This is a genomic window from Paenibacillus sp. WC2504 (genome assembly GCF_052682475.1).
The window spans coordinates 5,304,746-5,329,346 of the sequence record NZ_JBQZFH010000001.1 but is presented as its reverse complement, the minus strand read 5'-3'; the positions used below and the strand labels follow the sequence as shown (position 1 = coordinate 5,329,346).

The following is a 24,601-nucleotide window of genomic DNA, read 5'->3' as shown; positions in this document are numbered from 1 at the left end:
GTCTCTTTTTAATTACTTCGTAAGTTTAAATTGTTTCATTAGGCTAGCGATTGTGTCTTGGTTCAGGTTCAATGCGCTCATTTGACCAGTTAAAATTCCTTCAATTTGAGACACAAGTCCACGAAGTGCTGCCAAGTATGCGGAGATCGTTTCAGGAGTCGGATTTGTTACATTAAGTTGTGCTACGAATTGACGTACGGCATCAAGAACTGCAGGAATGACTGTTCCAGGAAGAACGTTTGTACCGGAAAGATTCGTGATTTGATTAAGAACGTTTTGGATGTCTGTCATTGTGTTTTCACCTAAGTTCAATTTGCCAATTTCGGCTTGAAGCTGGTTCAGCCATTGGGAGCTTGTCGGGCTATCCATGTTTGCGTCCATAGCGGCTTGGAGTTCACCAAGTTTTTGTAAAACGGCGCCAACAGGACCTTCTGTCACTCCACCTGGAAGTTGTTTAAGCATTTCTTCAATTTTCTGTAAAAGTTGACTCATTTGCTATCCCTCCTCTCTAGTATCTATGTTATGTAAGTTTTCGCAGATGTGATTGGATGATAGCTTAATATTTTTATTTTCATAGATTAGATTTTTGCCGCTTTCGGGTTTGCTCTAGCGATCATACGATATTTTGATATGAAAAACATTCGATAGAGTCTGTTTCTCTATCAAGATGATCGAATGGGAGGAGGGACAAACATGCCAGATCACCGGATTCGGATTAACGCCGACTTCTGGAAGGGCAAGAACGTATTTGTCACAGGTCATACAGGGTTCAAAGGAACTTGGCTCAGCTTATGGTTGCAAGGCATGGGAGCTAACGTGAGCGGATATTCCTTACAGCCGCCGACGGAGCCGAGTTTGTTTGAGCTTTGCCGAATGAAGGACATGGTCTCGTCTTACATCGCTGATATTCGAGACATGACGGCGTTATCTGAAGCCATTGTAGAAGCAGCTCCGGATATCGTTTTTCACTTGGCGGCTCAACCGCTTGTTCGAGCTTCCTATTTAAATCCCATAGAAACCTATGAGATTAATACGATGGGAACCATTCATTTACTAGAAGCTGTGCGTCAAGCTAAGAGAAACAATGTGCCAATCAAGGCGGTCATCCATGTTTCAACGGATAAGGTGTATTCGCAATTGGATGAGGAGAGAGGATACCGTGAAACAGACCGTTTAGGCGGCGGCGATCCTTATTCGAACAGCAAAGCTTTAACGGAATTGATCGTAACCAGCTATCGACAAATTTATGAAAAGGAAGAACGAGCATGGAGCATGCCGGTTGCGCTTGCGTCGGTGAGAGCCGGCAACGTGATTGGCGGCGGAGATTGGGCCGAAGATCGGCTGATTCCCGATTGCTTCAGGGCTATTCTTCAAGATGAGCCGGTTAAGCTTCGATATCCGCAAGCCGTTCGTCCTTGGCAGCATGTCCTTGAGCCGCTTCACGGTTACCTGCTTCTGGCCCAACACATCTATGATGACAAGCAGTATGCCGAGGCGTGGAATTTTGGTCCTAATGAGGAAGATACAGTCTCAGTGGAGCAAGTCGTAAGCAGCTTATGCCAGAAATGGGGAAATCAAGCGGCCTATCTAATTGATTCGGCGGAGCATCCGCATGAAGCGCCTGTTTTGCGATTAGATTGCACGAAATCACGCCATTTGCTAGGGTGGTCACCTCGTTGGAATCTCGATATGGCGATTACTAAATCGATTGAATGGGTCAAAGCCTATGACCAGTCGGGAGATTGCAGGGAGATTTGCCGCAAACAAATACAGGAATATGTAGAGGGAAGTGAATCGCATGATCATTAAACCCGGCAATCTCCAGGGCATTTATGACATTACGTTAGCTCCCAATACGGATCACCGGGGTTATTTTACCAGACTCTATGATGTAAATATCATGATGGCGCATGGTCTTCACCGCAATTGGGTGCAAGAAAACCGCTCTTTTTCCAAACAAAAAGGCACGATTCGGGGACTGCATTTTCAACACGAGCCTCATGCAGAAACGAAACTTATATGGGTTAGCAAAGGATCCATCCTGGATGTGTTTGTTGATGTACGGCAAGACTCCCCCACCTTTGGCTGCTATGAAAGCAGAGTATTAACGGAGGAAAATTTTGCAATGGTTTATATTTCTCCCGGTTTTGCGCATGGTTTTTGTACCTTATCGGACAATTGCGAGGTTGTTTATAAGGTAGACAATGTCTATTCACCGGCGCATGAAGGTGGGATTTTGTGGAAAGATGCTTCGCTTCAAATTCCTTGGCCTGTCGATCAGCCGATTATGTCGGCGAAAGATCAGGTGCTTCCAACATTAGATACTTTGAAAAGGAGAGATTGAGATGAATCCACTTGTTAGCATTCTAATTCCAACCTACAACAGGCCTCATTATTTCGAATTAGCGCTGCAGAGTGCTTTTAACCAAACGTATGACAATATTGAAATAATCGTTAGCGATAACAGCGACAACAATCAGACACAGCTGATCGTCCAGAAATATCAAGCGATGCCTGGCGGTGCTAAGATCAAATATTTTAAAAACCCTCAAAACTTGGGTCCGATTGCGAATCAGCAGCAATGTTTAAATTTGGCAACTGGCGAGTTTATTAACTATCTCATGGACGATGACTTGTTTCACCTGCAAAAGATAGAAAAAATGATGGCTTATTTTATCCAATATCCAGATGTCTCTTTGGTCACTTCCCAACGAAGAGTCATTACGTCGACAGGGAAACAAATGTATGTACCGCCTTTTGGAACATTCAAACAGCTGTACCCCCGGGACACGATTGTCGATGGGCGTGTACTGACCAAAAAGCTGCTCGAAGATAAAACGAACTATTTAGGCGAGCCAACGACGGTTCTGTTTCGAAGAAAAGACCTGCTCGAGCCCTTTGGTATGCTAATGGGGAAACAGGTCTATTTTGCCGTGGATTTGGCGAGCTGGCTGAATCTGTTAACCAGAGGGAAAGGCGTATACATGGTCCAGCCGCTTAGCTATTTGCGTTATCACTCGCAGCAGTTGTCGCAGCATGAGATGGCGAAAGAAGTTGCCAAAATGGATATTGAGACTTTTAAATATTTCGCCGTCAACCAAGGTTATGCGACACCGCAACAGATCAAAGATTTTGAGAAGCAGCAAGGGAAGAAGAAACAGTCTAACAATCAGAATACGAACCAACAGACACTTAAACAAATCAATCAGAAACTGCTTCAAGGTGGGGACAAGAAAACGAACCAAAAGTCGAACCAAAAGTCGATTCAATCATTCAATTCTAAAGATTTTCAAAAAACAATCAATAAATTGATCAAACAAACGAATGTGAAAAAGAAAGGGTGATTCATCGGTGAAATCGATTCTACGGGAGTATAAACAAGCGGGAAGCGAGCAAATTTCATCGTATTGTTTGCCCATCATTGTCGACGGCAAGGTACTTGGACAGCTTAGGCCGCTAACGATAGAATCCATTGAAAATGAAGACGTCATTAAAGCGTTAATGGAATGGAGGGTTGCCGCCGGCCAGTGGTTTGCCACACAATTCCCTGCGAATGAGGAAGGCACAAGGGCATGGGCGCAACATCAGATCCTGAAAGTGGATGACCGGATTTTATTTATTCTGGAGGATGAAGCGCAAACGCCAATCGGCCAGATCGGGTTAATGCATTATGATGAAGTGGCCCATACTTGTGAGTATGATAATTTGCTAAGAGGACGTAAAGGACGTTATGGCAACATTGTTATGCATGCGCTACTTACTTTAGGTGCGTGGAGTTTGCGCGAACTAGGTTTGCAGAAAGGATATCTGAATGTACTTTCAGATAATGCCCGCGCGATTCATATTTATGAGAATTTAGGAGCTGTAGAAGTGAAGCGGACACCACTGCGCAAAGAAGTAGAGGGTGATGTAATCCGATGGGTCCCTGCTGAAGGTCAACTCACAGGTGAGCCTGAACGGGAAATGGTCACGATGGTCGTTACCCGGGAAGCTTTTATGAGCAGATTCGGTAAAATGATTGAGCTTGAAAGCGGGGAGGGAAAATCGTGGATATAAGGCTGTTCAAGCCATCTGTTGGCAATGACGAATTGGAAAGCATTCAGCAAGTATTCAATAAAGCATGGCTTGGGCTTGGTCCTCGGGTAGGCGAGTTTGAGAAAAAATGGAGCGACTATATCGGCAGCGCGGAGTCGGTAGGCGTCAATTCCTGCACGGCGGCGCTGCACCTCGCTCTATCTGCCTTCAAATTCCCCCAAGGTAAAAAGGTGCTGGTTCCAGTCGTCACTTTTGCGGCAACGGCAATGGCCGTCCTGTACAATGGGCTGGTTCCGGTGTTTGTGGATGTGGATGAAACGACCTTTGGCATAAGTATGGAAGATTTGGAGCGCAAATATGATTCGGATTGCGTTGCGGTCATTCCCGTTCATTTTATGGGTCATCCTGTCCCCATGGACCAGTTGATGCCGTGGGCTAGGGCGCGCGGCTTGAAGGTTATTGAGGATACGGCGCACTCGGCCGGAGGGAAATATTTGGGTAAAGCCCTGGGAACTTGGGGTGATATCGGATGCTTCAGTTTTGAGGAGAAAAAGTGTATGACAACCGGTGATGGCGGGATGATTTCGTCGAACGATCCAGAGCTGCTGCGGCCTTTGCGCCATTCACGTTGGGTAGGAATCAACAAAGATACATGGGAACGTTACGAGGAAAATGCCTCGTATCATGCGGATGCCAACAGCTGGTATTATGAAATATCCGATATTGGCTACAAATATAATATGAACGATCTCATGGCCTCTATTGGCCTTGTTCAATTGGCTAAGCTCGATACGATGAACCGCCGAAGAGAAGAGATCATTCGTCAGTACGTCGACGGACTTGCGGGCAGCAACCTTGTCCAGCCGGCAATCCCCTATAATTTGAACGACTCCTCGTATTGGGCATTTGTTGTTCGTGTGAAGGAGAGAGAACAATTTATTTTGCATATGAAGAAAAAAGGGGTGTCGACCGGTGTGCATTACATGCCGCTGACTATGCATCCGCTTTTTGTTCCTTATAAGGCGGAAACACCGATGGCGGATTCGCTTTGGCGCGAGCTCGTTACTCTCCCATTGTTCCCTGACTTGACGGATGAAGAGGTCGCGTATGTCCTTGAGAGCGTGGCATCGTATACTCCTTAAGGGGCAGTGGTAGGGTGAACCCTAAAGCTAGCTATTAGCGTGAAAATAGACCGAATGCCTGAGACTAGTGCAGGAGCGGTCTATTTTTTTGTATTAGCCGGCATTCGTCTGCGCATACAAAAAAGACCTGCATCACAGCAGGTCTTCATGCGTGTTCCTCCAGAGGAGGACGAATCTCCCAATATCGCAAACGTCAATTGGTACTAAGCTGGTTTCCTTTGAGCTTCGAGTTGTTGTGTGAGTTTCTTCAGATCTTCGGCGAGCGAGAAAAGCTTTTTGGATTTCTCACTGACAACCGCCAGTTGATGCACTCTATCCAATAATTCATCCAAATATAAACCATGTGTGGCTTCATTCCAATTTGAAAAATTGTTCAGTACTATTTTTCCCAACCTGTTAATGATTTTGACTAACGTGGATGAGTCGTCAAAGATTCGCTGCTTTTTTGCCAATAGCGTAACGTCGATCCAATCGCACTGGCATCCCATTTTCGACAATAGTGTGTTGGTTAATTGGGTAGGATGTTTGCGAAATGAGCTCAAGGGTTCTTCAAGAAATACGGCATCCTTCTTTACAAGCAAAGCGATCCAGGAGGCAACATCGACGTTGTTATGCGCTTGTTTACCGCCAAAGGTACCAAAAGGCTCAAGTAGATCCGCTTTTCTGAAAAGCACCGTTGTCGGCTCGCCAATGTAGTTTTTGGAGTCGGTCAGCATCCGTTGGATCAAGGTTTGCCCGTTGATGACAGGTTTTTTCAGGGTTGACAGCTTGAAAGGGGGAGTTGTGGATATTCGGACCGGTTCCCCGGAATGATCAATAATTTGCTTCAGCGAGGTGACGAGTCCTATTTTAGGGTTGCCAGTCAGATAGGGAAGCATACGCTCGATTTTTCTTGGATGGAGCAAGTCGTCATCCATTAAGTAGTTGATATACTCGCCTTTTGCGAGTCGGAAGCACTTCTGCTGGTTGGCTGTAGGACCGATGTTTGCTTTGTTTCTTACGTACTTGATTTTGCTGCCGTTCGGTGAGGTCAAGTACGAATTCACCACTTGCTCCGTTGCATCATTTTGGCTATTATCGCAAATGATAATTTCAATATGGGGATAAGTTTGGTTTAGTGCGCTGACTAACGCTTGCTCCAGATACTGTGGACGATCAAAGGTTGGCAACAAAATACTGACAAGTGGTGTCATCGTACTCCTCCTTTTTCACCGGTCTTGGCTGGTGCAGCAGTGAATTACCAAATTTTCCACGGAGCTTGTCCTGAATCCCAGAGTTTCTGCAATTGCTGTTGATCGCGAAGCGTGTCCATGGCGTACCAGAAGTCAGCATGTTTATATGCATGCAATTGCCCTGATGCAGCTAACTGCTCCAAGGGTTTCTTCTCAAAATGGGTGGGGTCACCATCAATATAATCGAAAACCTGAGGCTGTAAGACGAAGAATCCGCCGTTTACCCAGCCGCCTTCACCTTTCGGCTTCTCTTGAAATTTAGTAATTTCCGTGCCATTTCCAAAAATAAGTGAACCAAACCTAGCCGTAGGCTGAACCGCTGTCAGTGTGGCAAATTTACCGTGATTCTGATGAAACTTCACGACTTCGGGAATGTTCACATTGGTCAATCCATCTCCGTACGTTAAGAGAAATGGCTCATCGCCAATATATTTCTGAATTCGCTTAATACGTCCGCCCGTCATCGTCTCATCGCCTGTGTGCACGAGAGTAATTTTCCATGGTTCTACTGGCGATGAAAGATACTGAGTGGTATTCTTTTGCAGGTCAACCGTTATATCAGATGCATGCAAGAGATAGTTGACAAAAAAGTCTTTAATGACATGCCCTTTATAACCTAGGCAAATAATAAACTCATTATATCCATAAAATGAGTAGATCTTCATAATATGCCACAGAATGGGCTTATCACCGATGAGGATCATCGGTTTAGGTTTGGAATGGGTTTCTTCACGAAATCTGGTGCCAAGTCCGCCAGCTAGAATTACGACTTTCATCCTCATTCCTCCTTTCTATGTTTCTAAAAACTAGCTTGCTATATCATATGTAAATCTCGTTGAAATGACAGAGACAACTATAAATAGATATATTGAAATGGGTGTAGATTTAACGAAAGATCAAATTGGATGGTTGAAAAAGTGCCAAAGTGGAGGATGAAAGTCAGACCACTTTTCGTTATAATGAGGACATCAGGGCTTCTAATAAATATAAAATGGGGTAATCACAATGAACATGTACATCTACTATGCGATATTCTCGCTTATCTTGTTATTTGGATTGGTAACAACCTTTATGATCGGTTTTTCACGTAAAAACAGGGAAGGCGACACCACGTATTTTCAGAAAACCGGGGTCAAATGGGCACGTCTCACTTCCTTCTATGTCGTTTCGATTGCAGCAGGTTTACTAGCGTTGGTGGCTTATATCGTGTATTTAATCCGATAAAATGGACCGTATCTTTGCGCTTTTTGGCAAAGATGCGGTCTTTTTTTGTTGGCTCGACGAATCGTGAGGCTGAAACGCCTCACGCAACTACGCAAGTCGTAGACGATAGTATGTTCCAAAATGATGAACATAAAGGATCCTCTTCCCACTACCATACTTGTATGGTAGTATGGTAATAACAATTGGATGTGGGAGGTGAATCACAACTTTGAAAATCAAACCAATGATAAGCACGACGCGCGATGCCGTTTATCATGCTCTGAAAGAGCAAATTCTTATGCTGGATTTGCTGCCGGGAACAGGTATTTCGGAGAAGGAGATCTCCGTTCAGTTTGGTGTGAGCCGAACGCCGGTGCGTGAGAGCTTCGTTCAGTTATCGCAAGAAGGGCTGCTTGATATCTATCCACAGCGCGGTACTGTCGTTTCCCTTATTGATCTGGAGCGCGTAGAGGAAGCGCGTTTTATTCGAGAGCAGCTTGAGCGGGCTGTTATTTCCTTAGCGTGTGAAAGCTTTCCAGCTGATTCCTTGCAGCAGCTCCGTTCCAATCTCGCTTATCAGCAAGTTTCCATGAGCGAGAAGGATTTTAAGATGATGTTTGAATTGGATGAAGCTTTCCATCGGACGATCTTTGAGGGATGCAGAAAGCTGAATACTTGGGCAATCATCCAGCAAGTGAATGTTCATCTGAACCGGACTCGCATGCTCAGACTGGCCGCGGATCACAGATGGGACGAGCTGTATGAACAGCACGAACAGATGGTGGATGCGATTGAACATCACGAAGCCGGAAAGGCTGAACATGTGATGAACACACATCTTCATCTCACGGTTACGGATCAAACCGTATTGAAGGAGAAATTCCCAACGTATTTCAAATAAGGAATAGCAGGAGGCGCTATCTGCAATGAAAATGGTATTTCGCTGGTTTGGAGAAGGCAATGATACGGTAACACTTGAGCAAATCAGGCAAATCCCTGGTGTAGAGGGCATTGTTTGGGCGCTCCACGATGTTCCGGCTGGTGAAGAGTGGCCGATGGATAAAATCCTGCAGGTGAAGAAAGCCGCTGATAAGGCCGGTCTTCATATGAAGGTCGTCGAAAGCGTTAACATTCATGAGGATATCAAGCTCGGGCTGCCTAGCCGCGATCTCTACATAGACAATTATAAGAAAACGATCGTGAAGCTGGCCGAAGTCGGCGTCAAAGTGATCTGTTATAACTTTATGCCCGTTTTTGACTGGGTAAGGACTGATCTGCATAAGGAATTGGAAGATGGATCCACAGCACTCTTTTATGAAAAAGAAAAAGTTGCCCATCTGAATTTGGAGGAACAGGTGCAGCGAATAAATGCCAATCCGAACTTCACAATGCCGGGGTGGGAGCCTGAACGTCTGGGACGTCTGACTGAATTATTCGATGCCTACCGCAATGTGACGGAAGAGCAGCTTTTTGACAATGCCAAATATTTTCTTGAAGCCATCATTCCTTTTGCAGAGAAATATGATATCCGAATGGCGATCCATCCGGATGACCCGCCTTGGCCTATTTTTGGACTACCGCGCATTATTACGGGTCAAGCTAATATTCGCCGCTTCCTGGGACTAGTAGATAGTCCATATAATGGCCTGACGATGTGCAGCGGATCGCTTGGAGCGAATCCGGCGAATGACATCGTTGCGATTGTGAATGAATTCGCTGATCGTATTCCATTTGCGCATATTCGCAATGTTCGCGTCTACGACAATGGTGATTTCATTGAAACCTCACATCGGACAACAGACGGCACCGTAGATATCGCCGGCATTGTGAATGCGCTGCATGAGAATGACTATGAAGGATTTTGCCGTCCGGATCATGGACGACATATTTGGGACGAGCAATGCAGACCCGGTTACGGCCTGTATGATCGTGCGCTTGGCATTATGTATTTATGGGGATTATGGGACGCAAACCGCAGAAAATTACAATCCGGAAGGATGGGGAACTAGACATGAAGGGGATTACGAATTTTCCAGCACTGCAAGGTAAAGTTGTTGTTATTACAGGTGGAGCCGGCGTACTGTGCCGGGTGATGGCTTTGGAACTCGCGCGTCAAGGCGGGCGAATCGCCATTCTGAACCGGACCGTGGAAAAAGGGCAGGAGGTCGTGGCTGAGATTGCCGCAGCAGGCGGTGAAGCGATTGCTTTGTCTTGCGACGTAACGGATGCAGAGAGCGTAACGCAGGCGGCTGAAGCGATTTTGGAGCAGCTCGGACCGTGCGATATCTTGATCAATGGCGCCGGAGGCAATCATGCCAGTGCGAATACGACGAACGAAACGTTCAAGCTGGAAGACTTGGCGAATCCGGATATTCAGACCTTCTATGACCTAAGCGTGACAGGATTCCGTAATGTGCTTGACTTGAACTTTGTCGGAACGTTGATTCCGACACAGATTTTTACCAAACAAATGATCGGCAGACAAGACGCCACCGTCATCAATATTTCGTCCATGAGCGCTCCGTCGCCGATGACGAAAGTTCCGGCTTACAGCGCTGCTAAAGCCGCTATTGATAACTTCACACAGTGGTTAGCCGTGCATTTGGCGGAAAGCGGCATTCGTGTCAATGCGATTGCACCGGGCTTTTTCTTGACGAAGCAGAACGAGAAACTGCTGTTGAAGGAAGACGGCACCCTCACGGATCGTTCGCACAAAATCATTACCCATACGCCGATGCGCCGATTCGGGAAACCCGAAGATCTGCTCGGCACGCTGCTTTGGTTGACGGACCCTAACATGTCCGGCTTCGTAACCGGCGCGACCATTCCGGTGGATGGCGGATTCATGGCGTATTCGGGCGTATAGGAAATTTGCTGCTCTCGTATGGGCGGTTGCTCCCTGGCAGGGGAACTATAGGGCGCTATTTCATTGAAATAGGCCCTATTTCATGTGGACGGGAACTGTGGGCTGCTATTTATCCGTTTTCTTAAAGAAAACAGGATGAGGTTGTCAAATAATGCCCTGTAGCCCCACTTGAACACGTAAACGGGCTTCCTTCGTTTGAATAGCGCCCTGTAGTTCCTCAAAGGCGTATCGTTGCAATTATCCCACTTTGAAAAAATTATTTAAGCGCGTGCAACCTTTTTTGAAACAGCTCCGTTTAATAGGTAACTCGAAAGGGTGATAAAAAATAACTTGTTAAAAGGAGAATAGTTACTGTGAAAAAATTAGCTACTGCTGCGCTATCGACTGTTATATTGGGAGCATTATCATTTAATACTGCATTTGCCTTCTCGGATGTTGAAAATGGACAAGCCGAGGCGATTAATGCACTACGTGATCGTGGTGTTGTAAGTGGTATTGATCACGAACATTTTGCTCCAAAAGGAAAAATCAGCTATGCGCAATCCGTACAAATCATTGTCAAAGGTTTGGATCTGAACTTGGATTTGCTTCGTTTCATCAAGCAGCCACTTGCTTCTGATTTCTATACAAACGTTCAGAATGATTCTTGGTATGCCGAAGCGTTCATCATCGCTCATTACAACGGTGTAGATCTTCCGAAAGATGTGAATCCGAATGCAAGTATTACACGTGAGCAATTCGGGGCGCTGCTCATGACTGCGCTTGAGAAAAAAGGCAATTTCCCGCTGATTAACATCAAACCGGCGGACATTAAGGATGCAGATCAAATTACACCGGAGTATCAAGGTGCTCTGCAGCGTATGCTCGCTTATAAAATTGCCGCGCTTGATAACAACGGCAAGCTAAGCCCGAAAGCGGAAATTACACGCGGCGAAGCAGCGACATGGGTATATAACGCAAGCAAAGTGTTGGACGCGCATACTCAGGTTCCAGCACCAACAGAAACCGTTGCCGTTAATGTTGAGAAAGTTTCCGATGAGGTTAACAAGGTGACATTGTCTCGTGAAACGAAACCAACCGGGGGATATGGGATTGAAATTACCGGAATCCAATTTGGAGCAGACGGCAATGCCGTTATTTCTTACAAACTGGTCGATCCAGAGCCGAACTCCATGAACGCTCAAATGATTACGGAACCGAAAGCGGTCACGTATGTCTCTTCCAAATACAAAGCTGTAGCTGAGCCAGCTACAAAATAATAAAAAGTGCTTCCTCGTCATGGGTGATGAGAGAAGCACTTTTTTTATTGTAAATGGAGAGGTCGGAGCGATTTTTTCCGGAGTGTTGCAGGAGCGAGACCGGTCGTTTTTTTAAACAAATTTTGAAAGGCTGTGACGCTCTCATACCCGACCAATCGAGCGATTTGTTCCACAGAGAACTCGGTCGTGATCAAATAACGGCGAGCCGCATGGATGCGCTGGCGGATGGCAAATTGAATCGGGCTCTCCCCGTAAGCATCTCGAAACAAGTGGCTTAGATGCGAGGGGCTCAGGTAAACGTGGTCAGCAATTTGTTTGATTGTGAGGGGTTCATGGTACCGCTCTTCGATGTATCGTCTTGCTTTTGTAATAGCGGTTTGCGAGGACAGGCGCGCTGTTTTCCCAGTAGCATAATGTTTCGTTCGGTGAACTTCCAACAGAAGCAGCTCCAGCAGCAAGCCACAGGAAGTTAACGCCTCCGACCAGCCTTCGTTCACCTCATCACAGAGCTCTTGAAAGAGATGTTTGATCCGCTCAACATTTGAGCTTACAGAGAATACCGGTTGTTCATCCTCCTCCAAGAGGTAATTCGCCGGCAATCCTTCCACCTGAAGAGAGTGAACTCCCGCATAATAAAAAGAAAAGGGGGCTTGGATTCGCGACCGCTCTTCGTGCCATACCAGGGGATGAAAGATGACCATATCTCCGGCCCGTGCTTCATAATGTTTCCCGTCAATCCAATAGTCTGCTGCTCCTTCAGCTATAAAGAGTATCTCCATTATGGCTTCATGACGGTGCAGGGGAAAATAACAGCTTTCTCCGGCTTTGCGATGAAAAGAGATCGCGCCTTCCAAGACCGGCCGCTTAAAGAAAATAGGGCTCATTTTCCACCTCTTTTTGCAAGAATGAATAGGTTTACCACAGCTCTTAGAGTCGATTATTCCTTATGAATAACTTAGCATATAAGTATCAAATGGAACAATGACTCAGGAGGTGCTTGCATGAATTCAAATACGACTATTCACAAGATTGAAGAGGCTTTGTTGGCTTTGGGTGTTACAGACGACCTATTAACAGCTGAGGAGAAGAAGAGTCTCGATGAGAAAGGATTTGTCTTGTTTAGCGGGATGTTGAACGCAGAGGAGCTTGAATCGTTTCGGGCCAAGTATGAAGAGTTGATGGACATAGAGGGGATGAACGCGGGGAAAGAGGTTCATCAGGAGGAAGGGACACGTAGGCTCTCCGACTTGGTGAATAAAGGCGAATGCTTCGACCGGGTCTATACGCATCCGAAGCTATTGGCTGCCATCTATCATGTGTTGCAGCGGGAATTCATGCTCTCCTCGCTGAACGCGCGTGATGCCATTCCTGGCGCAGGATTGCAGGCGCTGCACGCCGATTGGGGCGCACGCAAAGAGCACGAGCCGTTCCACGTGTGCAATTCGATCTGGCTTATCGATGACTTCACGCCAGATAATGGAGCTACCCGCGTCGTACCTGGAACGCATAAATTGCCTGGCTATCCGTATGAGTACGGCGTCGATTCCCTTGCGCCCCACCCGCAAGAGGAGTTGATTGTCGCGCCTGCCGGGTCCGTCGGCGTCTTCAATTCGCACCTCTGGCATGGCGGCACGCTGAACCAAACAGCCAAGACGCGGCGTGCTCTTCATGCGTATTTCACGGCTAGAGAACACAAACAGCAGCTTGACCAGGCTGCATATATTCGCAAGAGGACTTATGACCGAATAAGCCCTGCTGCGCGTTATATATTGAATGTATAAGTACATTCATTTCAACAGAAAAAGACCTGACGGATGAAACGTAATCCGCTAGGTCTTTTTCACAATCTGCGAGCCTTCCCAAGCACTACCGATGTTCGATAAGGTCAATAGCCCCCAGAACGACATGAGCCAGGCCAAATCCGAGCACACCAGTTGCTGCAAGCTTATACTTGCTACCTAGTAAGGAAGCAGCAGAAGCCGTTACGACAGTTCCAAGAACAGCAGGGATCAAACCTTCACGCATGTGTATCACTCCCACCAGTTTATTTGGAAAGACAAAGCTTATTTTAGAACAAAAGAAAGGAAATTATCCGTCTAGAAGTGATGGTGATCCTTGGAGCTAACTATTCAAAAAAACGGTTGCAAAAGCAGGAAGATATACTTATGATAATAATTGAATTCATGAAATTACTTATTGATTAATAAAATTATTAATTTAAGGAGCGAATTTCTTTGACCAACCGGATAACTGTTAATGCCGATCGCGCGAAAGGCACGATTAATCGCAATATTTACGGACATTTTTCCGAGCATTTGGGACGATGCATTTACGAAGGTTTGTGGGTGGGTGAAGATTCAGAAATTCCTAACACGAAAGGGATTCGGAATGATGTCGCCGCTGCGTTAAAAAAGATGAAAATCCCGGTATTACGCTGGCCAGGCGGCTGCTTCGCAGACGAATACCACTGGAAGGACGGTATCGGTCCGAAAGAAAACCGGAAACGAATGATTAATACTCACTGGGGCGGCGTGGTGGAAAATAATCATTTTGGGACACATGAATTTATGATGCTCTGTGAGATGCTGGAATGCGAGCCGTATATCAACGGCAATGTAGGAAGCGGAACCGTTCAAGAGATGGCTGATTGGGTCGAATATTTGACCTTCGAAGGTGTGTCGCCTATGGCAGAATTGCGCGAGGCAAACGGCAGACCGGAACCGTGGAAAGTGAAATATTTCGGCGTGGGCAATGAGAATTGGGGCTGCGGAGGGAATATGCGGCCTGAATATTACGCCGATCTGTACCGCCAATTTCAGACCTATGTCCGTAATTATGGCAGCAACCGTATACATAAAATTGCTTGTGGGCCGAACACAGACGACTATCATTGGATGGAAACGCTCATGAAGCAGGCTCACCGTTTTATGGATTCAATTACGCTGCATTATTACACGGTTCCCGGTGATTCCTGGCAGGAGAAAGGGGCGGCAACCGGCTTCCCTGAAGAGATGTGGCGCGTCACTTTGAAGAAAGCCCTGTTCATGGAAGAGCTGATTAGCAAGCATTCCGCCATTATGGATCAGTATGATCCGGACAAGCGAATCGGGCTGCTCGTTGATGAGTGGGGGACATGGCACGATGTAGAGCCGGGAACGAATCCAGGTTTTCTGTATCAGCAGAATACGATTCGTGATGCGCTAGTCGCCGGGATTTCGCTGAACATTTTTAATGAACATTGTGATCGCGTACAGATGGCAAACATCGCTCAGCTGGTGAATGTGCTGCAAGCTGTGATCCTTACCGAAGGTGAGAAAATGGTGCTTACGCCAACTTATCATGTATTCGACATGTATAAAGTTCACCAGGATGCGCAGCTGTTGGATGTTCATCAGTCCATTACAGAGCTTGGCGAGGGGAAACAAGCCATTCCACAAATCTCCGTTTCGGCTTCCAAAGATGAAGAGGGCCGGGTACACATCAGCCTTTGCAATCTGGATCATCAAACTAGCGCAAAAGTGGAGGTCGAGCTGCGCGGCTTGGTCGGCAAATTTGTATCTGTGAAAGGTACAACATTAACTTCAGACACAATCGACGGCCACAACACCTTCGAAGAGACAGATCAAGTATCGCCAACGGAATTCACTGCGTTCAACCTGATCGATCAGGTGATCCATGCGGAGCTTCCTCCGATGTCCGTCACTGTTTTGGCATTGACCGCGGAGTAAGAGGTGATGCTTGAGAATCGCCAGTGCAAAGGATGCCGCGAGGATTTCAAGATTACAGATGCGCAAATTGACAAGATGCTGCAAGCCCCTATGTTTCAGTCTGACGAAACCTGCGTCCCCGATTCGGTGTACCGTGAGCGGTTAAACCGGTGCAGCAAGTGTCCTAAGCTCACTCTGGGGCATACGTGCTCGTTATGCGGATGTATTGTGCGAATTGCCGCCAAGCTGCGGGATAAGAGCTGCCCGTATCCGGGTGGGACGGGATGGCAGCGATATGAGGCGTAGAGGTGGCGTACGCGTACAAACTCTCAATTAAAATAGGCCATCTGGGAAGTAGTAGGATATCTACTTCCCAGATGGCCTATTCTTTTATTTCTTAATCAACTTCAATTGGACGGCCTGCTCTTCGGTCAAAATGAATTCCTCTTTGGGCCAAATCTCTTCATTTTTATCCCGACCGAAGAGACGTAAAATCTCATTCCACACACCTTTTTCAATGGCTTCCGCGGCTGAAATCATGATTTTCACATCAATCGCCTCCAAATGTTGTTTCTATACTTCTACTAACTCGTTTTGCAGGATATGCTGCTCTCCCCAGGCGCACATGGCATCGAGGATCGGCTTGAATGACCAACCATACGGTGTTAAGGAATAGACAACCTTGGGTGGTACTTGCTCATAGCTCGTTCTTTTCACCATTCCGTCCTGCTCAAGCTCGCGCAGCTGCTGCGTGAGCATTTTCTGCGTGATATCAGGCATCAATCTTTTTAATTCGCTTGTACGTTTGTCGCCTTTATCCAAATGGCATAAAATGACGACCTTCCATTTGCCGCCGATTACATCAAGCGTAGCTTCAACGGGAACATTATAGGGCATAGTTTACCTCCGTATTTAGGGTAGGAACTTTTAAGTGCCTATAGTACTTTGGAGTATCTATAGAACTTCAAAGTGCGTACTTATCAAATAGTTCTTGTGATCCTATAATAACACTCAGACAACAAAAGTAAAGTGTTGCTGCAGGTCACATACATTTAAATAGGAGGATATTTATGAGTCAAACTATCGCACCAGCTGCTTCTATACAGAAAGATAAGCTGCTTACTGGGAAATGGGCGCTCCTTGCGCTGGCCATCAGCGCGTTCGGGATTGGGACGACAGAATTCGTTCCCGTTGGTCTTCTAGCATCGGTCGCCGATGATTTGCACATCGGGATTACGCTTGCCGGACTTCTGATCTCCGGTTACGCCATCGGGGTTGCAATTGGCGCGCCAATCCTGACTGCACTCACAAACCGGATGAACCGCAAGACATTACTCATGCTTCTCATGGTCATTTTCATTGTAGGAAATATCGCTGCCGCGCTTTCCACATCATTTTCACTTCTGCTCATTGCTCGCTTTATAACTGCCTTTTCGCATGGTGTCTTTTTCTCGATCGGCGCGACGATTGCTGTCCAGCTAGTTCCACCGCAGAAAAAAGCCAGCGCCATTGCCTTAATGTTCACTGGACTGACAGTCGCAACGGTTACCGGGGTACCACTGGGAACGTTTATCGGCCAAACGTTAGGTTGGAGAGCGACGTTCTGGGGCGTCGCATTGCTTGGTGTTATTGCTATCATTTCGATTGCAGCATTAATTCCCAAAAATTTAAAACAATCGCCTCCTGCTAAGTTTTCGGATATGCTCCGTTTGGTCACGAACTCCCGATTGATTCTGGGGTATGCCATCACAGCGCTTGGATATGGAGGAACATTTGTTGCCTTCACATATTTAACCCCAATTTTGCAAGATGTAACAGGACTTAATGCGAGAGTCGTTTCTATCGTGCTGCTTGTCTACGGGGTTGCGGTAGCGATCGGTAACTCGGTCGGTGGAAAATGGGCGAATCACAATCCGCTTCGTGCCTTGTTCTGGATGTTCATTGTACACGCGGCAATTCTGATCGTGTTGACGTTCTTGCTGCCATTCAAAGTGGCAGGTTTGATTGGTGTCTTCTTGATGGGGCTGCTTGCGTTCATGAACGTGCCAGGTCTTCAGTTAAATATCGTTCAACTTGCTGAAAAATATGTACCATCCGCTGTTGACGTTGCTTCCGCTTTGAATATCGCGGCTTTCAACGTCGGGATTGCTATAGGCTCTTTGATTGGTGGCGTGGTTGTCGACACGATCGGACTGCAGCAAACACCATGGATTGGCGGTTTAATGGTCTTGGTAGCTGTTATTCTCACAGCCGTTTCAGCCAAATTGGAGCGAAAAAAAATACAGGCATAAATCTAACAATTCAGGATAAAATATCCATAGAACTCACTTGCAAAGGATGAAATCTGTGGATCAAACAATGACCTTATATGAAAAAATTGGCGGAGAGCCCGCGATTGCTAAAGTAGTGGATTATTTCTATGAACTTATTTTAGCTGATGATACGGTGAATGAGTTTTTTAAAAACACGGACATGGAGAAACAACGCAAGCATCAAACCAAATTTATCTCCTTTGCTTTAGGTGGCCCGAATCAATATTCGGGTTTCTCGATGGCTAGAGCCCATAAGGGAATGAATTTACAGCCGGTGCATTTTAATGCCGTTGCCAAACATCTCTCCGAAGCTCTTGCACATTTTGAAGTGTCCAAACCTGATATTGATCAAGTAATTACGCATGTTGCTTCACTCAAAGACGATATCCTTTATAAGTAGCCAGATTTGAGGTTAAAATGAGAAGGGGACTGTCCATAATCATGGACAGTCCCTTTTTCATAAGGTTTAATCGCTTTACTTATGAATCCAAATCAAGCCGGCAGAATTATCTTTGGCTTCGCCGATGACCCGGAACTTCAATCCGAATTTCGGCACCAAGCGGCCCGCATCTGGAATCAACTCATTCGAGTACAATTTGGCATCGGAGAATTCCTCAACACCAGGCAAAGATTTGTAATTATATTCGCCTCTCGTCTCATTGTTGACGTACCATGCCGGTGTTTTATCCAGCGAAAAGGCGGCATCCGCAACTTGATAACGGGTTGTTTGCGAAACGGAATCTTGTCCGTCTTTCTTGAACACCAGTGCCGCAGCATGCGAGTCTACAACGCCGAGGAAGCCTTGGCCGGGATGAACACCCACCCAGTTATCCAAGTAACTGTCATCGGCATACCAAACGACAAGTCCTGTATTGTACTTGACACCGCGGCTGAACGCCAGCGCTTTGTCAGCTCCTTCGTAGTTTCTCCACTCCAGATAATAGTAGTGCTTCTTGAATTCCATCCCGTTCGATTGAACGAATCCGTCCAGTTTAAAAGCGGAAGCTCCCTCAGCGTCATCGGAGAACGCTACTTTCCCATCAACGGTTAATTTGGCGTTATCCATGGCAAAGCCGTTCAGAGCCAGCCCGCCATCGGTCACGTAGTCAAAGTTCAGCGTCACTTTTTTGCCAATGAATGGCGCTAAGTTATAGGACTTGTCCACCCATGCCCCATTCGAGGTTTCTGCGCGTGCGTCGCCGTTCGTATCATTGTCTCCAATGACATCGAGCGTTACTTCTTGTCCATCATAGGTAGCCGCAGTTACCGTCAGATAGTCGTATTCGAATTCAACCTCATACAACGTTTTGAAATCAAATGTCGCAGTTTGCGCATTGGTTAAATCAAATTCCGGCGTCGATAGAGTCGTATGCAGGTTATCGCCTTTTGTACTGTAATAGTAGCGGGAGCCAAAAGCGGGTTGAATGCCTTGGACGGCTTTATCCGGCAAATTGACTTTGACGATTCCTGGATTTTTCGACTTCGTTACGCTTTGATCAATGATGGCCGCCTTACCTATTTGGTTTATGTCCGAAGCGTTGACCTCGGTGACATTGGCCCAGTTGCCGCCCATCGTTTTCTGGAAGAAATCCTTATTTTGCGGTGAAAAAGAGGTCGGAGTCGTACCGGCAATATTTCCGTTCCAGCTGCCGCCGCTCATAATGGACCAAGAAGCAATCGGCTCGCCTTGTCCGGTATATTGGGTGTCGTACTCATCCGGCAATCCCAAATCATGCCCGAATTCATGAGCGAATACGCCGACAGCGCCGTCCTCCGGCTGTATCGTATAATCGTAAGCGGCCATTTTGCCGCCCCAATAACTGACGGGGGTTGAGGTTCCCGCAATCGGGTACACGCCATCTAGGGTCCAACGATGGGACCAAATGGCATTGTCGCCTAAGGCGCCGCCTCCGGCTTCTTGCCCCGTACCCGCATGGATGACCATGAGATGGTCGACCAAACCGTCGGGTTCATTTTGATTACCGTCGCCATCCAGGTCGTACAAATCGAATTTATCATAATCAGCCAAGTTAATGCCTTTGGCAACAGCGGCGTTAAGCGCATCTTTGACGAGGTCGCGAGGACCAAGCGGAGCCAGGTTATCATGACCGCCAGCGGGGTTATCATCTCCGTACTGAGCGGCAGTACCGGGAACCGTTAACCAGTCGGAGACGTAGCCATCAACCGTATAGCTGCCGCCGGATTGCTCTTCGTAGTATTGTTTAAAGGTTTGAATTTTCGATCCATCGAACAATTTAAAATCTTTATCGCCAAACATAAGTTTACGATAATGCTCCGGACTGAAGTCTTTGGCGTACATGAAACCTGGTTCTTGTTTCACATTGTTATGTTTTAGGTCTGCAAATTCGGTCAACAGCACAAGGACTTTGTCCTCTCGAACAGGGCCGCTATAGCGATCTTGCTTGGCGGATGGAATAGGGATGCCGTTGCCGTTTCCAATCTTGAGATTATCCATACCATGGTTCATTTGCGATAATAGCTTAACTTTTTGCTTCGCGACAAAATCTTTCGACTTTTTGTCCATTTCATCATGCAGACTGTTTTTCTGATCCGTTTTGGCGTTTACCAGTTTCTTATTTTTGACAGATAAATAGCTTTTTACTGCTTTGGATATTTGTTCGGGTGTAGCGTTTTTGTTTAAAAGACCACGATCCATTAGCCCCTTGGCCAGACGTTCGTCGTTCACGATCATCGCATCGATCGGTGGTGCATCCAGTGCATCCAGTGCTTCCGAGTAGTCGATTTCTGCCGCAGATGCCGTGGTTGCAAAAAGTCCTACCGTTAAACTTGTTGCGAAAAACACGTTCGTCATTTTCATGATGGTCTTATTCAATCATCAAACCTCCTAGTAGATAAATTAATTGACCGTTGTACAGTTAAATTAAATAATAGATTCCCAAATCTAGTAAGTGCTGCTAGACCTACACAATTCGACCTACCACTTATTTCCTTTTTCGACTTTTCCTCCTTTTCGGAACAGTGGAATTTGTAGAATAAAAGAAGATAAAAGAGGTTAATTTATCCAAAAAAGGTTTTTCAGGAGGCTGTTATTATGTCGTTCGACCCAAGTAAGGACCCATTCCCGCAGTTTCCCAAATCGGTTTGGCTAAGCGAGACAGAGATGCCAACTTATCCAAAGCTAGCAAACGACATGGAAGCTGACGTGGCTGTGGTAGGTGCAGGCATCACGGGGGTGACAACCGCTTATTTGCTTGCGAGCAAAGGGTTTAAAGTTGTCCTTGTTGATGCAGGCAAAATTGCAAACGGCACAACAGGGCACACGACAGCTAAAATCACCGCGCAGCATGATTTGGTTTATGACGAATTTATTTCTCATTTTGGCGAAGAGAAGTCGCGGCTTTATTACGAAGCGAATCGTGACGCTTTGAATTTTATAAAGAAGACGGTCGAAGACCATGCGATCCCTTGCCAGTTCAAGGAAGAGGATGCTTACATCTATACCATTGAGGAAGCGAATGTGGCGAAGATAGAGGCTGAAAGCAAAGCATACGAGAAGCTTGGAATCCCTGGAGGTTATTTGGCGCAAGTAGGGCTGCCGTTCCAGACCCAGGCGGCGATTGTGATGAAAAATCAGGCGCTGTTCGATCCAATTCTCTTTTTGAAACATATCGCGCAAACGTTCATTCAGCTTGGCGGACAAATATTTGAACAAACGACCGTTGTTGGTGTGGACAAAGGAACTCCGGCAACCTTGAAGACTAGCGAAGGTTTTCATATTAAATGCAACTTTGTCGTGTCGTCTTCCCATTTTCCGTTTAATGATCGAAATGGTTTTTATTTTGCAAGGCTGCACGCCGAGAAATCATATGCTCTTGCGGCTAAAACCGAAATAAGTCTGGGTGGCGGCATGTATATCAACGCGGATACACCTGCACGTTCGCTTCGCACGGTGATGGTGGATGAGGAGGAACTGCTGCTAATAGGCGGAGAGAGCCACAAGACGGGACAAGGGGTTTGTACGTTCCAGTATTACGAGGCGCTGCGGCAGTTTGGCGTTGAACAATTCAACTTGCAGGAAGTCAGGTATCATTGGTCGGCACAAGATTTGTTAACCCTCGACAAGCTGCCTTATATTGGGCGGGAGGTCACTGATGAGCCGAACATTTTGATCGCAACTGGCTTTAAAAAGTGGGGAATGACCACCAGTGTCGCGGCGGCTATCCTCAATACAGCCCTCATAGCAGGTGAGAAAAGTCCCTATGAAGAGCTCTTTGCGCCATCAAGGTTTCATGCGGACCCTATGATCAAAACCTTTATCATGTCAAATGCCAATATCGCCAAACATCTGATAGCCGGGAAGTTCGATATCGTCCATCGGCAAGCAGAGGGGCTGCAAAATGACGAAGGCGCAGTAGTTCGAGTGAATGGGAAGCGTGCAGGCGCCTACCGGGATACGAGCGGAGAGCTTCATGTTGTGAACACGACTTGTACGCATATGGGCTGTGAGGTCGAGTGGAACGAGGCGGAAAGATCCTGGGATTGCCCGTGTCATGGCTCTCGATTTTCTTATACGGGCACAGTAATCGAAGGCCCAGCCAAACAACCGCTAACTCAGGTGGAAGTGCCCGATCAAAAAAAATAACAATTTCTCCCCGTTTGTTCGGTATAATATAGGCAACGCTATATGATTTCTGTAAATGGGGGACTGATATGAACATCGCGAAGAAAGTAACGTGGTTGGAACTCTTTTATGACTTGCTGTTTGTAGCAGCCGTGTCTAAGGCAACACATGTGCTGCTGCATGCTGACCACGGGACGATTTCACTGGAGTATATCATCAAATTTGTGCTTATTTTTATTCCCATCTGGTGGGCATGGGTAGGGCAAACGCTGTTTAACAACCGATATGGGCAGGACGTCTTCGCTCACCGCATCTACATGATCCTGCAACTGTTTTTTGTACTCATCATGACGTTTAGTTTATCTCCGGATTTTGATCGGTATTACGTTCCTTTTTTTATCGGATACATAGGTTCAAGGGTGTTAACAGCTCTTCAATACTTAGCGATTCATAAAGGGGAAGAATCCCACCGTGCTGCGACGGCGCGATTTCTGGGAACGCGGTTTTGGATCGGCATCGTGATTTCGAGCGCATCCTTATTTTTCGACTCCTGGGTGAGGTATCTGATTCTCTACGCGGGAATTGCCATTGATGTACTTCTACCGGTCATTGGAAGACGATTCTTGGTACATACGCCAATTAACACGCATCACTTATTGGAGCGGTTTGCCTTATTTACGCTCATTCTATTAGGGGAATCAGTCGTGAGTACGTTGGCTGTTTTACAGAATAGCAATGGGACATGGGCTTCGATTTTGTTTGCAGCGTTAGCCTTTATACTAGTCATTGGGATTTGGTGGCAGTATTTTGAGAATATCGAGCGAAAAGTGGATAAGGCGCTGCAAACGGCCGGACAAACGATTATTTACGGTCATTTGCTTGTTTATGTATCATTAAGTACAATCGCGGCATCGATTCAGCTGTTATTTTTGGATCAATTGGACTACCACTTTATTTTGGTGATGGTATTTCTCTCCGTTTTGTTGTACTTCGTCTCGACGACGATCATTTTTCATCGGTACAGGCATAAGCACCTGCAGCTGAGACCGATTCATTTGGCACTATTTTTAGGAATCCTGGGCGCTTTTTTTGTTATCGACTTGTTTATCGTTGTACCTAACTATGTGATTATGGCTGAAATGGCGCTGTTTTTTCTGGTTTATGCGAGATTAGCAACCCGTTAGTTGTCCAAGCATGCAAGAATTCAAGGGAGGCACCGCTCAATGATTTCATTTCCGAAAATAACGCAAGAAAAGCTGCTTCAGCGACTATCACATCCTGGCAAAAAAGTCCGCATGGTGCTTGATACGGATACCTATAATGAGATCGACGATCAGTTCGCTGTCGTTTATGCGTTGAAATCCCCTGAGCAGCTGCAGATTGAAGCTTTTTATGCGGCGCCATTTCATAATGAACTATCAGACGGACCAGCCGATGGCATGGAGAAAAGCTACCGAGAATTGCAGAAAATTTCAGCGCTGCTGCCGGAAATGTCCGGTATTCCAATTTACCGCGGATCGACGGGATATTTGCCCGGAGCAGAGACACCGCAAGAAAGCGATGCGGCGAGAAATTTGGTGGAGCGGGCGATGGCCTCTCCTGAGGATGATCCGCTCTATGTCGTGGCGATCGGCGCCATTACGAACATCGCTTCTGCGATCTTGATCGAGCCGCGCATCATCGAGAAAATCGTCGTCGTCTGGCTCGGCGGACATGCCTTACCTTGGCCTGATACAAAGGAATTCAACCTTGCGCAGGATTTGCACGCTTCACGAACTGTGCTCAATTGCGGCGTGCCGCTCGTGCTAATTCCGTGCATGGGTGTCACTTCGCACTTGCTTACAACGCTGTCGGAAGTACGGGAGTTCGTGAAGGACCAGGGAGAGATTGGCAAGTATCTCTATGAAACGTATGAGAATTGTGCAAAAGACCATTTTGCCTATTCGCGTGTCATTTGGGATATTGCGACGATCGCTTATCTGATCGATGAAAGCTGGCTGCCGAATGAGCTGGTGCACAGCCCGATTCTGTCGGAAGATTTCCGCTACAGCTTCGATGCTTCGCGGCATTTTATTCGTTACATTCACTTTGTTCGGCGTGATCGTGTGTTTAAGGATTTCTTTAGTAAGTTGGGAAGCTGACAGAGGTAAGCGTTTCGGGAATCCCTCCATCCCTTGGATGTGGGGATTTTTTGTGGTGCAGGTGTTCCGGTTTTTCCATCTATGCCATCCGAGGAAATTTG

Annotated in this window: 26 protein-coding genes; 18 read left to right on the top strand and 8 right to left on the bottom strand. The window is 46.5% G+C overall.

The genetic code is table 11. The annotated features are described in order from the left end of the window. Window positions 1-12: 12 nt before the first annotated feature. A complete protein-coding gene (locus ACUN27_RS24255; protein WP_445559675.1) occupies window positions 13-492 on the bottom strand; it encodes a hypothetical protein in 480 nt (159 codons plus the stop codon). 201 nt (window positions 493-693) lie between these two features. Between ACUN27_RS24255 and rfbG the strand changes: the two genes are divergently transcribed. Genes rfbG through ACUN27_RS24230 form a run of 5 tightly spaced genes read left to right on the top strand, consistent with a single transcriptional unit; the run spans window position 694 to window position 5,177 of the window. Beyond that, entirely contained in the window at window positions 694-1,809 is a 1,116-nt protein-coding gene (gene rfbG / locus ACUN27_RS24250) for a CDP-glucose 4,6-dehydratase (protein WP_445559674.1), read from the top strand. Further along, window positions 1,799-2,344 carry a dTDP-4-dehydrorhamnose 3,5-epimerase gene (rfbC, locus tag ACUN27_RS24245; RefSeq protein ID WP_315948956.1) on the top strand — a complete coding sequence of 182 codons (546 nt, stop codon included), beginning with the start codon at window positions 1,799-1,801 and terminating at the stop codon, window positions 2,342-2,344. The genes rfbG and rfbC overlap by 11 nt, the downstream gene beginning before the upstream one ends. Before the next feature lies 1 nt (window position 2,345). Then, a complete protein-coding gene (locus ACUN27_RS24240; RefSeq protein WP_326061771.1) occupies window positions 2,346-3,344 on the top strand; it encodes a glycosyltransferase family 2 protein in 999 nt (332 codons plus the stop codon). A 7-nt stretch (window positions 3,345-3,351) separates the two neighbouring features. Beyond that, window positions 3,352-4,056, top strand: coding sequence for a GNAT family N-acetyltransferase (locus ACUN27_RS24235; protein WP_445559673.1), 705 nt, complete (start codon window positions 3,352-3,354; stop codon window positions 4,054-4,056). Next, entirely contained in the window at window positions 4,047-5,177 is a 1,131-nt protein-coding gene (locus ACUN27_RS24230) for a DegT/DnrJ/EryC1/StrS family aminotransferase (protein ID WP_315948960.1), read from the top strand. Before ACUN27_RS24235 ends, ACUN27_RS24230 begins: the two co-directional genes overlap by 10 nt. Window positions 5,178-5,380: 203 nt before the next feature. Here the strand turns inward: ACUN27_RS24230 and ACUN27_RS24225 are convergent, their stop codons facing one another. Both ACUN27_RS24225 and rfbF read right to left on the bottom strand, forming a co-directional pair. Then, complete coding sequence (locus ACUN27_RS24225; RefSeq protein WP_445559672.1) at window positions 5,381-6,370, bottom strand: glycosyltransferase family 2 protein; 990 nt, start codon at window positions 6,368-6,370, stop codon at window positions 5,381-5,383. 44 nt (window positions 6,371-6,414) lie between these two features. Continuing rightward, on the bottom strand, window positions 6,415-7,185 hold the full coding sequence (gene rfbF, locus ACUN27_RS24220) for a glucose-1-phosphate cytidylyltransferase (protein WP_315948962.1): 771 nt from the start codon (window positions 7,183-7,185) through the stop codon (window positions 6,415-6,417). A 229-nt stretch (window positions 7,186-7,414) separates the two neighbouring features. Between rfbF and ACUN27_RS24215 the strand changes: the two genes are divergently transcribed. The 5 genes from ACUN27_RS24215 to ACUN27_RS24195 all read left to right on the top strand — a co-directional run bounded on the left by ACUN27_RS24215 (window position 7,415) and on the right by ACUN27_RS24195 (window position 11,737). Beyond that, window positions 7,415-7,633, top strand: a complete 219-nt coding sequence (locus ACUN27_RS24215) for a hypothetical protein (RefSeq protein WP_127449381.1) — start codon at window positions 7,415-7,417, stop codon at window positions 7,631-7,633. 223 nt (window positions 7,634-7,856) lie between these two features. After that, complete coding sequence (locus ACUN27_RS24210) at window positions 7,857-8,513, top strand: GntR family transcriptional regulator (protein ID WP_315950345.1); 657 nt, start codon at window positions 7,857-7,859, stop codon at window positions 8,511-8,513. A 25-nt stretch (window positions 8,514-8,538) separates the two neighbouring features. Further along, complete coding sequence (gene uxuA, locus ACUN27_RS24205) at window positions 8,539-9,621, top strand: mannonate dehydratase (protein ID WP_445559671.1); 1,083 nt, start codon at window positions 8,539-8,541, stop codon at window positions 9,619-9,621. A gap of 2 nt (window positions 9,622-9,623) precedes the next feature. Further along, window positions 9,624-10,478 (top strand): SDR family oxidoreductase, encoded by an 855-nt coding sequence (locus ACUN27_RS24200; protein WP_315948964.1) that lies wholly within the window; start codon window positions 9,624-9,626, stop codon window positions 10,476-10,478. A gap of 353 nt (window positions 10,479-10,831) precedes the next feature. Next, window positions 10,832-11,737, top strand: a complete 906-nt coding sequence (locus ACUN27_RS24195; RefSeq protein WP_326061766.1) for an S-layer homology domain-containing protein — start codon at window positions 10,832-10,834, stop codon at window positions 11,735-11,737. 44 nt (window positions 11,738-11,781) lie between these two features. Here the strand turns inward: ACUN27_RS24195 and ACUN27_RS24190 are convergent, their stop codons facing one another. Then, a complete protein-coding gene (locus ACUN27_RS24190; RefSeq protein WP_445559670.1) occupies window positions 11,782-12,621 on the bottom strand; it encodes a helix-turn-helix domain-containing protein in 840 nt (279 codons plus the stop codon). Between the two features lie 117 nt (window positions 12,622-12,738). Between ACUN27_RS24190 and ACUN27_RS24185 the strand changes: the two genes are divergently transcribed. Beyond that, entirely contained in the window at window positions 12,739-13,518 is a 780-nt protein-coding gene (locus tag ACUN27_RS24185; RefSeq protein WP_326061764.1) for a phytanoyl-CoA dioxygenase family protein, read from the top strand. Between the two features lie 85 nt (window positions 13,519-13,603). Here the strand turns inward: ACUN27_RS24185 and ACUN27_RS24180 are convergent, their stop codons facing one another. Continuing rightward, complete coding sequence (locus ACUN27_RS24180) at window positions 13,604-13,762, bottom strand: asparagine synthase (protein ID WP_127449393.1); 159 nt, start codon at window positions 13,760-13,762, stop codon at window positions 13,604-13,606. Window positions 13,763-13,971: 209 nt separating this feature from the next. Here ACUN27_RS24180 and ACUN27_RS24175 point away from each other — a divergent pair, with 209 nt between their 5' ends. Together ACUN27_RS24175 and ACUN27_RS24170 are read left to right on the top strand one after the other, a co-directional pair. Next, a complete protein-coding gene (locus ACUN27_RS24175; protein WP_326061763.1) occupies window positions 13,972-15,465 on the top strand; it encodes an alpha-N-arabinofuranosidase in 1,494 nt (497 codons plus the stop codon). 6 nt (window positions 15,466-15,471) lie between these two features. After that, window positions 15,472-15,750: a DUF6171 family protein gene (locus ACUN27_RS24170; protein ID WP_326061762.1), complete on the top strand. Its 279-nt coding sequence runs from the start codon at window positions 15,472-15,474 to the stop codon at window positions 15,748-15,750. A gap of 84 nt (window positions 15,751-15,834) precedes the next feature. Here ACUN27_RS24170 and ACUN27_RS24165 read toward each other — a convergent pair whose 3' ends face one another. Next, the gene (locus ACUN27_RS24165) at window positions 15,835-15,993 is read right to left on the bottom strand and encodes a hypothetical protein (protein ID WP_315948973.1); all 159 of its coding nucleotides are present in this window, start codon (window positions 15,991-15,993) and stop codon (window positions 15,835-15,837) included. Between the two features lie 24 nt (window positions 15,994-16,017). Further along, window positions 16,018-16,341 (bottom strand): winged helix-turn-helix transcriptional regulator, encoded by a 324-nt coding sequence (locus tag ACUN27_RS24160; protein WP_127449399.1) that lies wholly within the window; start codon window positions 16,339-16,341, stop codon window positions 16,018-16,020. Between the two features lie 173 nt (window positions 16,342-16,514). On the opposite strand from ACUN27_RS24160, the gene ACUN27_RS24155 reads away from it, so the two are divergent. Both ACUN27_RS24155 and ACUN27_RS24150 read left to right on the top strand, forming a co-directional pair. Continuing rightward, a complete protein-coding gene (locus ACUN27_RS24155) occupies window positions 16,515-17,735 on the top strand; it encodes an MFS transporter (RefSeq protein WP_326061761.1) in 1,221 nt (406 codons plus the stop codon). Between the two features lie 67 nt (window positions 17,736-17,802). Beyond that, a complete protein-coding gene (locus ACUN27_RS24150; RefSeq protein WP_445560660.1) occupies window positions 17,803-18,156 on the top strand; it encodes a group I truncated hemoglobin in 354 nt (117 codons plus the stop codon). Window positions 18,157-18,231: 75 nt separating this feature from the next. Here the strand turns inward: ACUN27_RS24150 and ACUN27_RS24145 are convergent, their stop codons facing one another. Then, on the bottom strand, window positions 18,232-20,595 hold the full coding sequence (locus tag ACUN27_RS24145; protein ID WP_326061798.1) for an immune inhibitor A domain-containing protein: 2,364 nt from the start codon (window positions 20,593-20,595) through the stop codon (window positions 18,232-18,234). Between the two features lie 234 nt (window positions 20,596-20,829). On the opposite strand from ACUN27_RS24145, the gene ACUN27_RS24140 reads away from it, so the two are divergent. From ACUN27_RS24140 to ACUN27_RS24130, 3 genes are all read left to right on the top strand, one after another. Beyond that, complete coding sequence (locus ACUN27_RS24140; protein WP_326061760.1) at window positions 20,830-22,380, top strand: FAD-dependent oxidoreductase; 1,551 nt, start codon at window positions 20,830-20,832, stop codon at window positions 22,378-22,380. A gap of 68 nt (window positions 22,381-22,448) precedes the next feature. Next, on the top strand, window positions 22,449-23,543 hold the full coding sequence (locus ACUN27_RS24135) for a low temperature requirement protein A (protein ID WP_326061759.1): 1,095 nt from the start codon (window positions 22,449-22,451) through the stop codon (window positions 23,541-23,543). A 39-nt stretch (window positions 23,544-23,582) separates the two neighbouring features. Next, entirely contained in the window at window positions 23,583-24,500 is a 918-nt protein-coding gene (locus ACUN27_RS24130; RefSeq protein ID WP_326061758.1) for a nucleoside hydrolase, read from the top strand. Window positions 24,501-24,601: the final 101 nt, after the last annotated feature.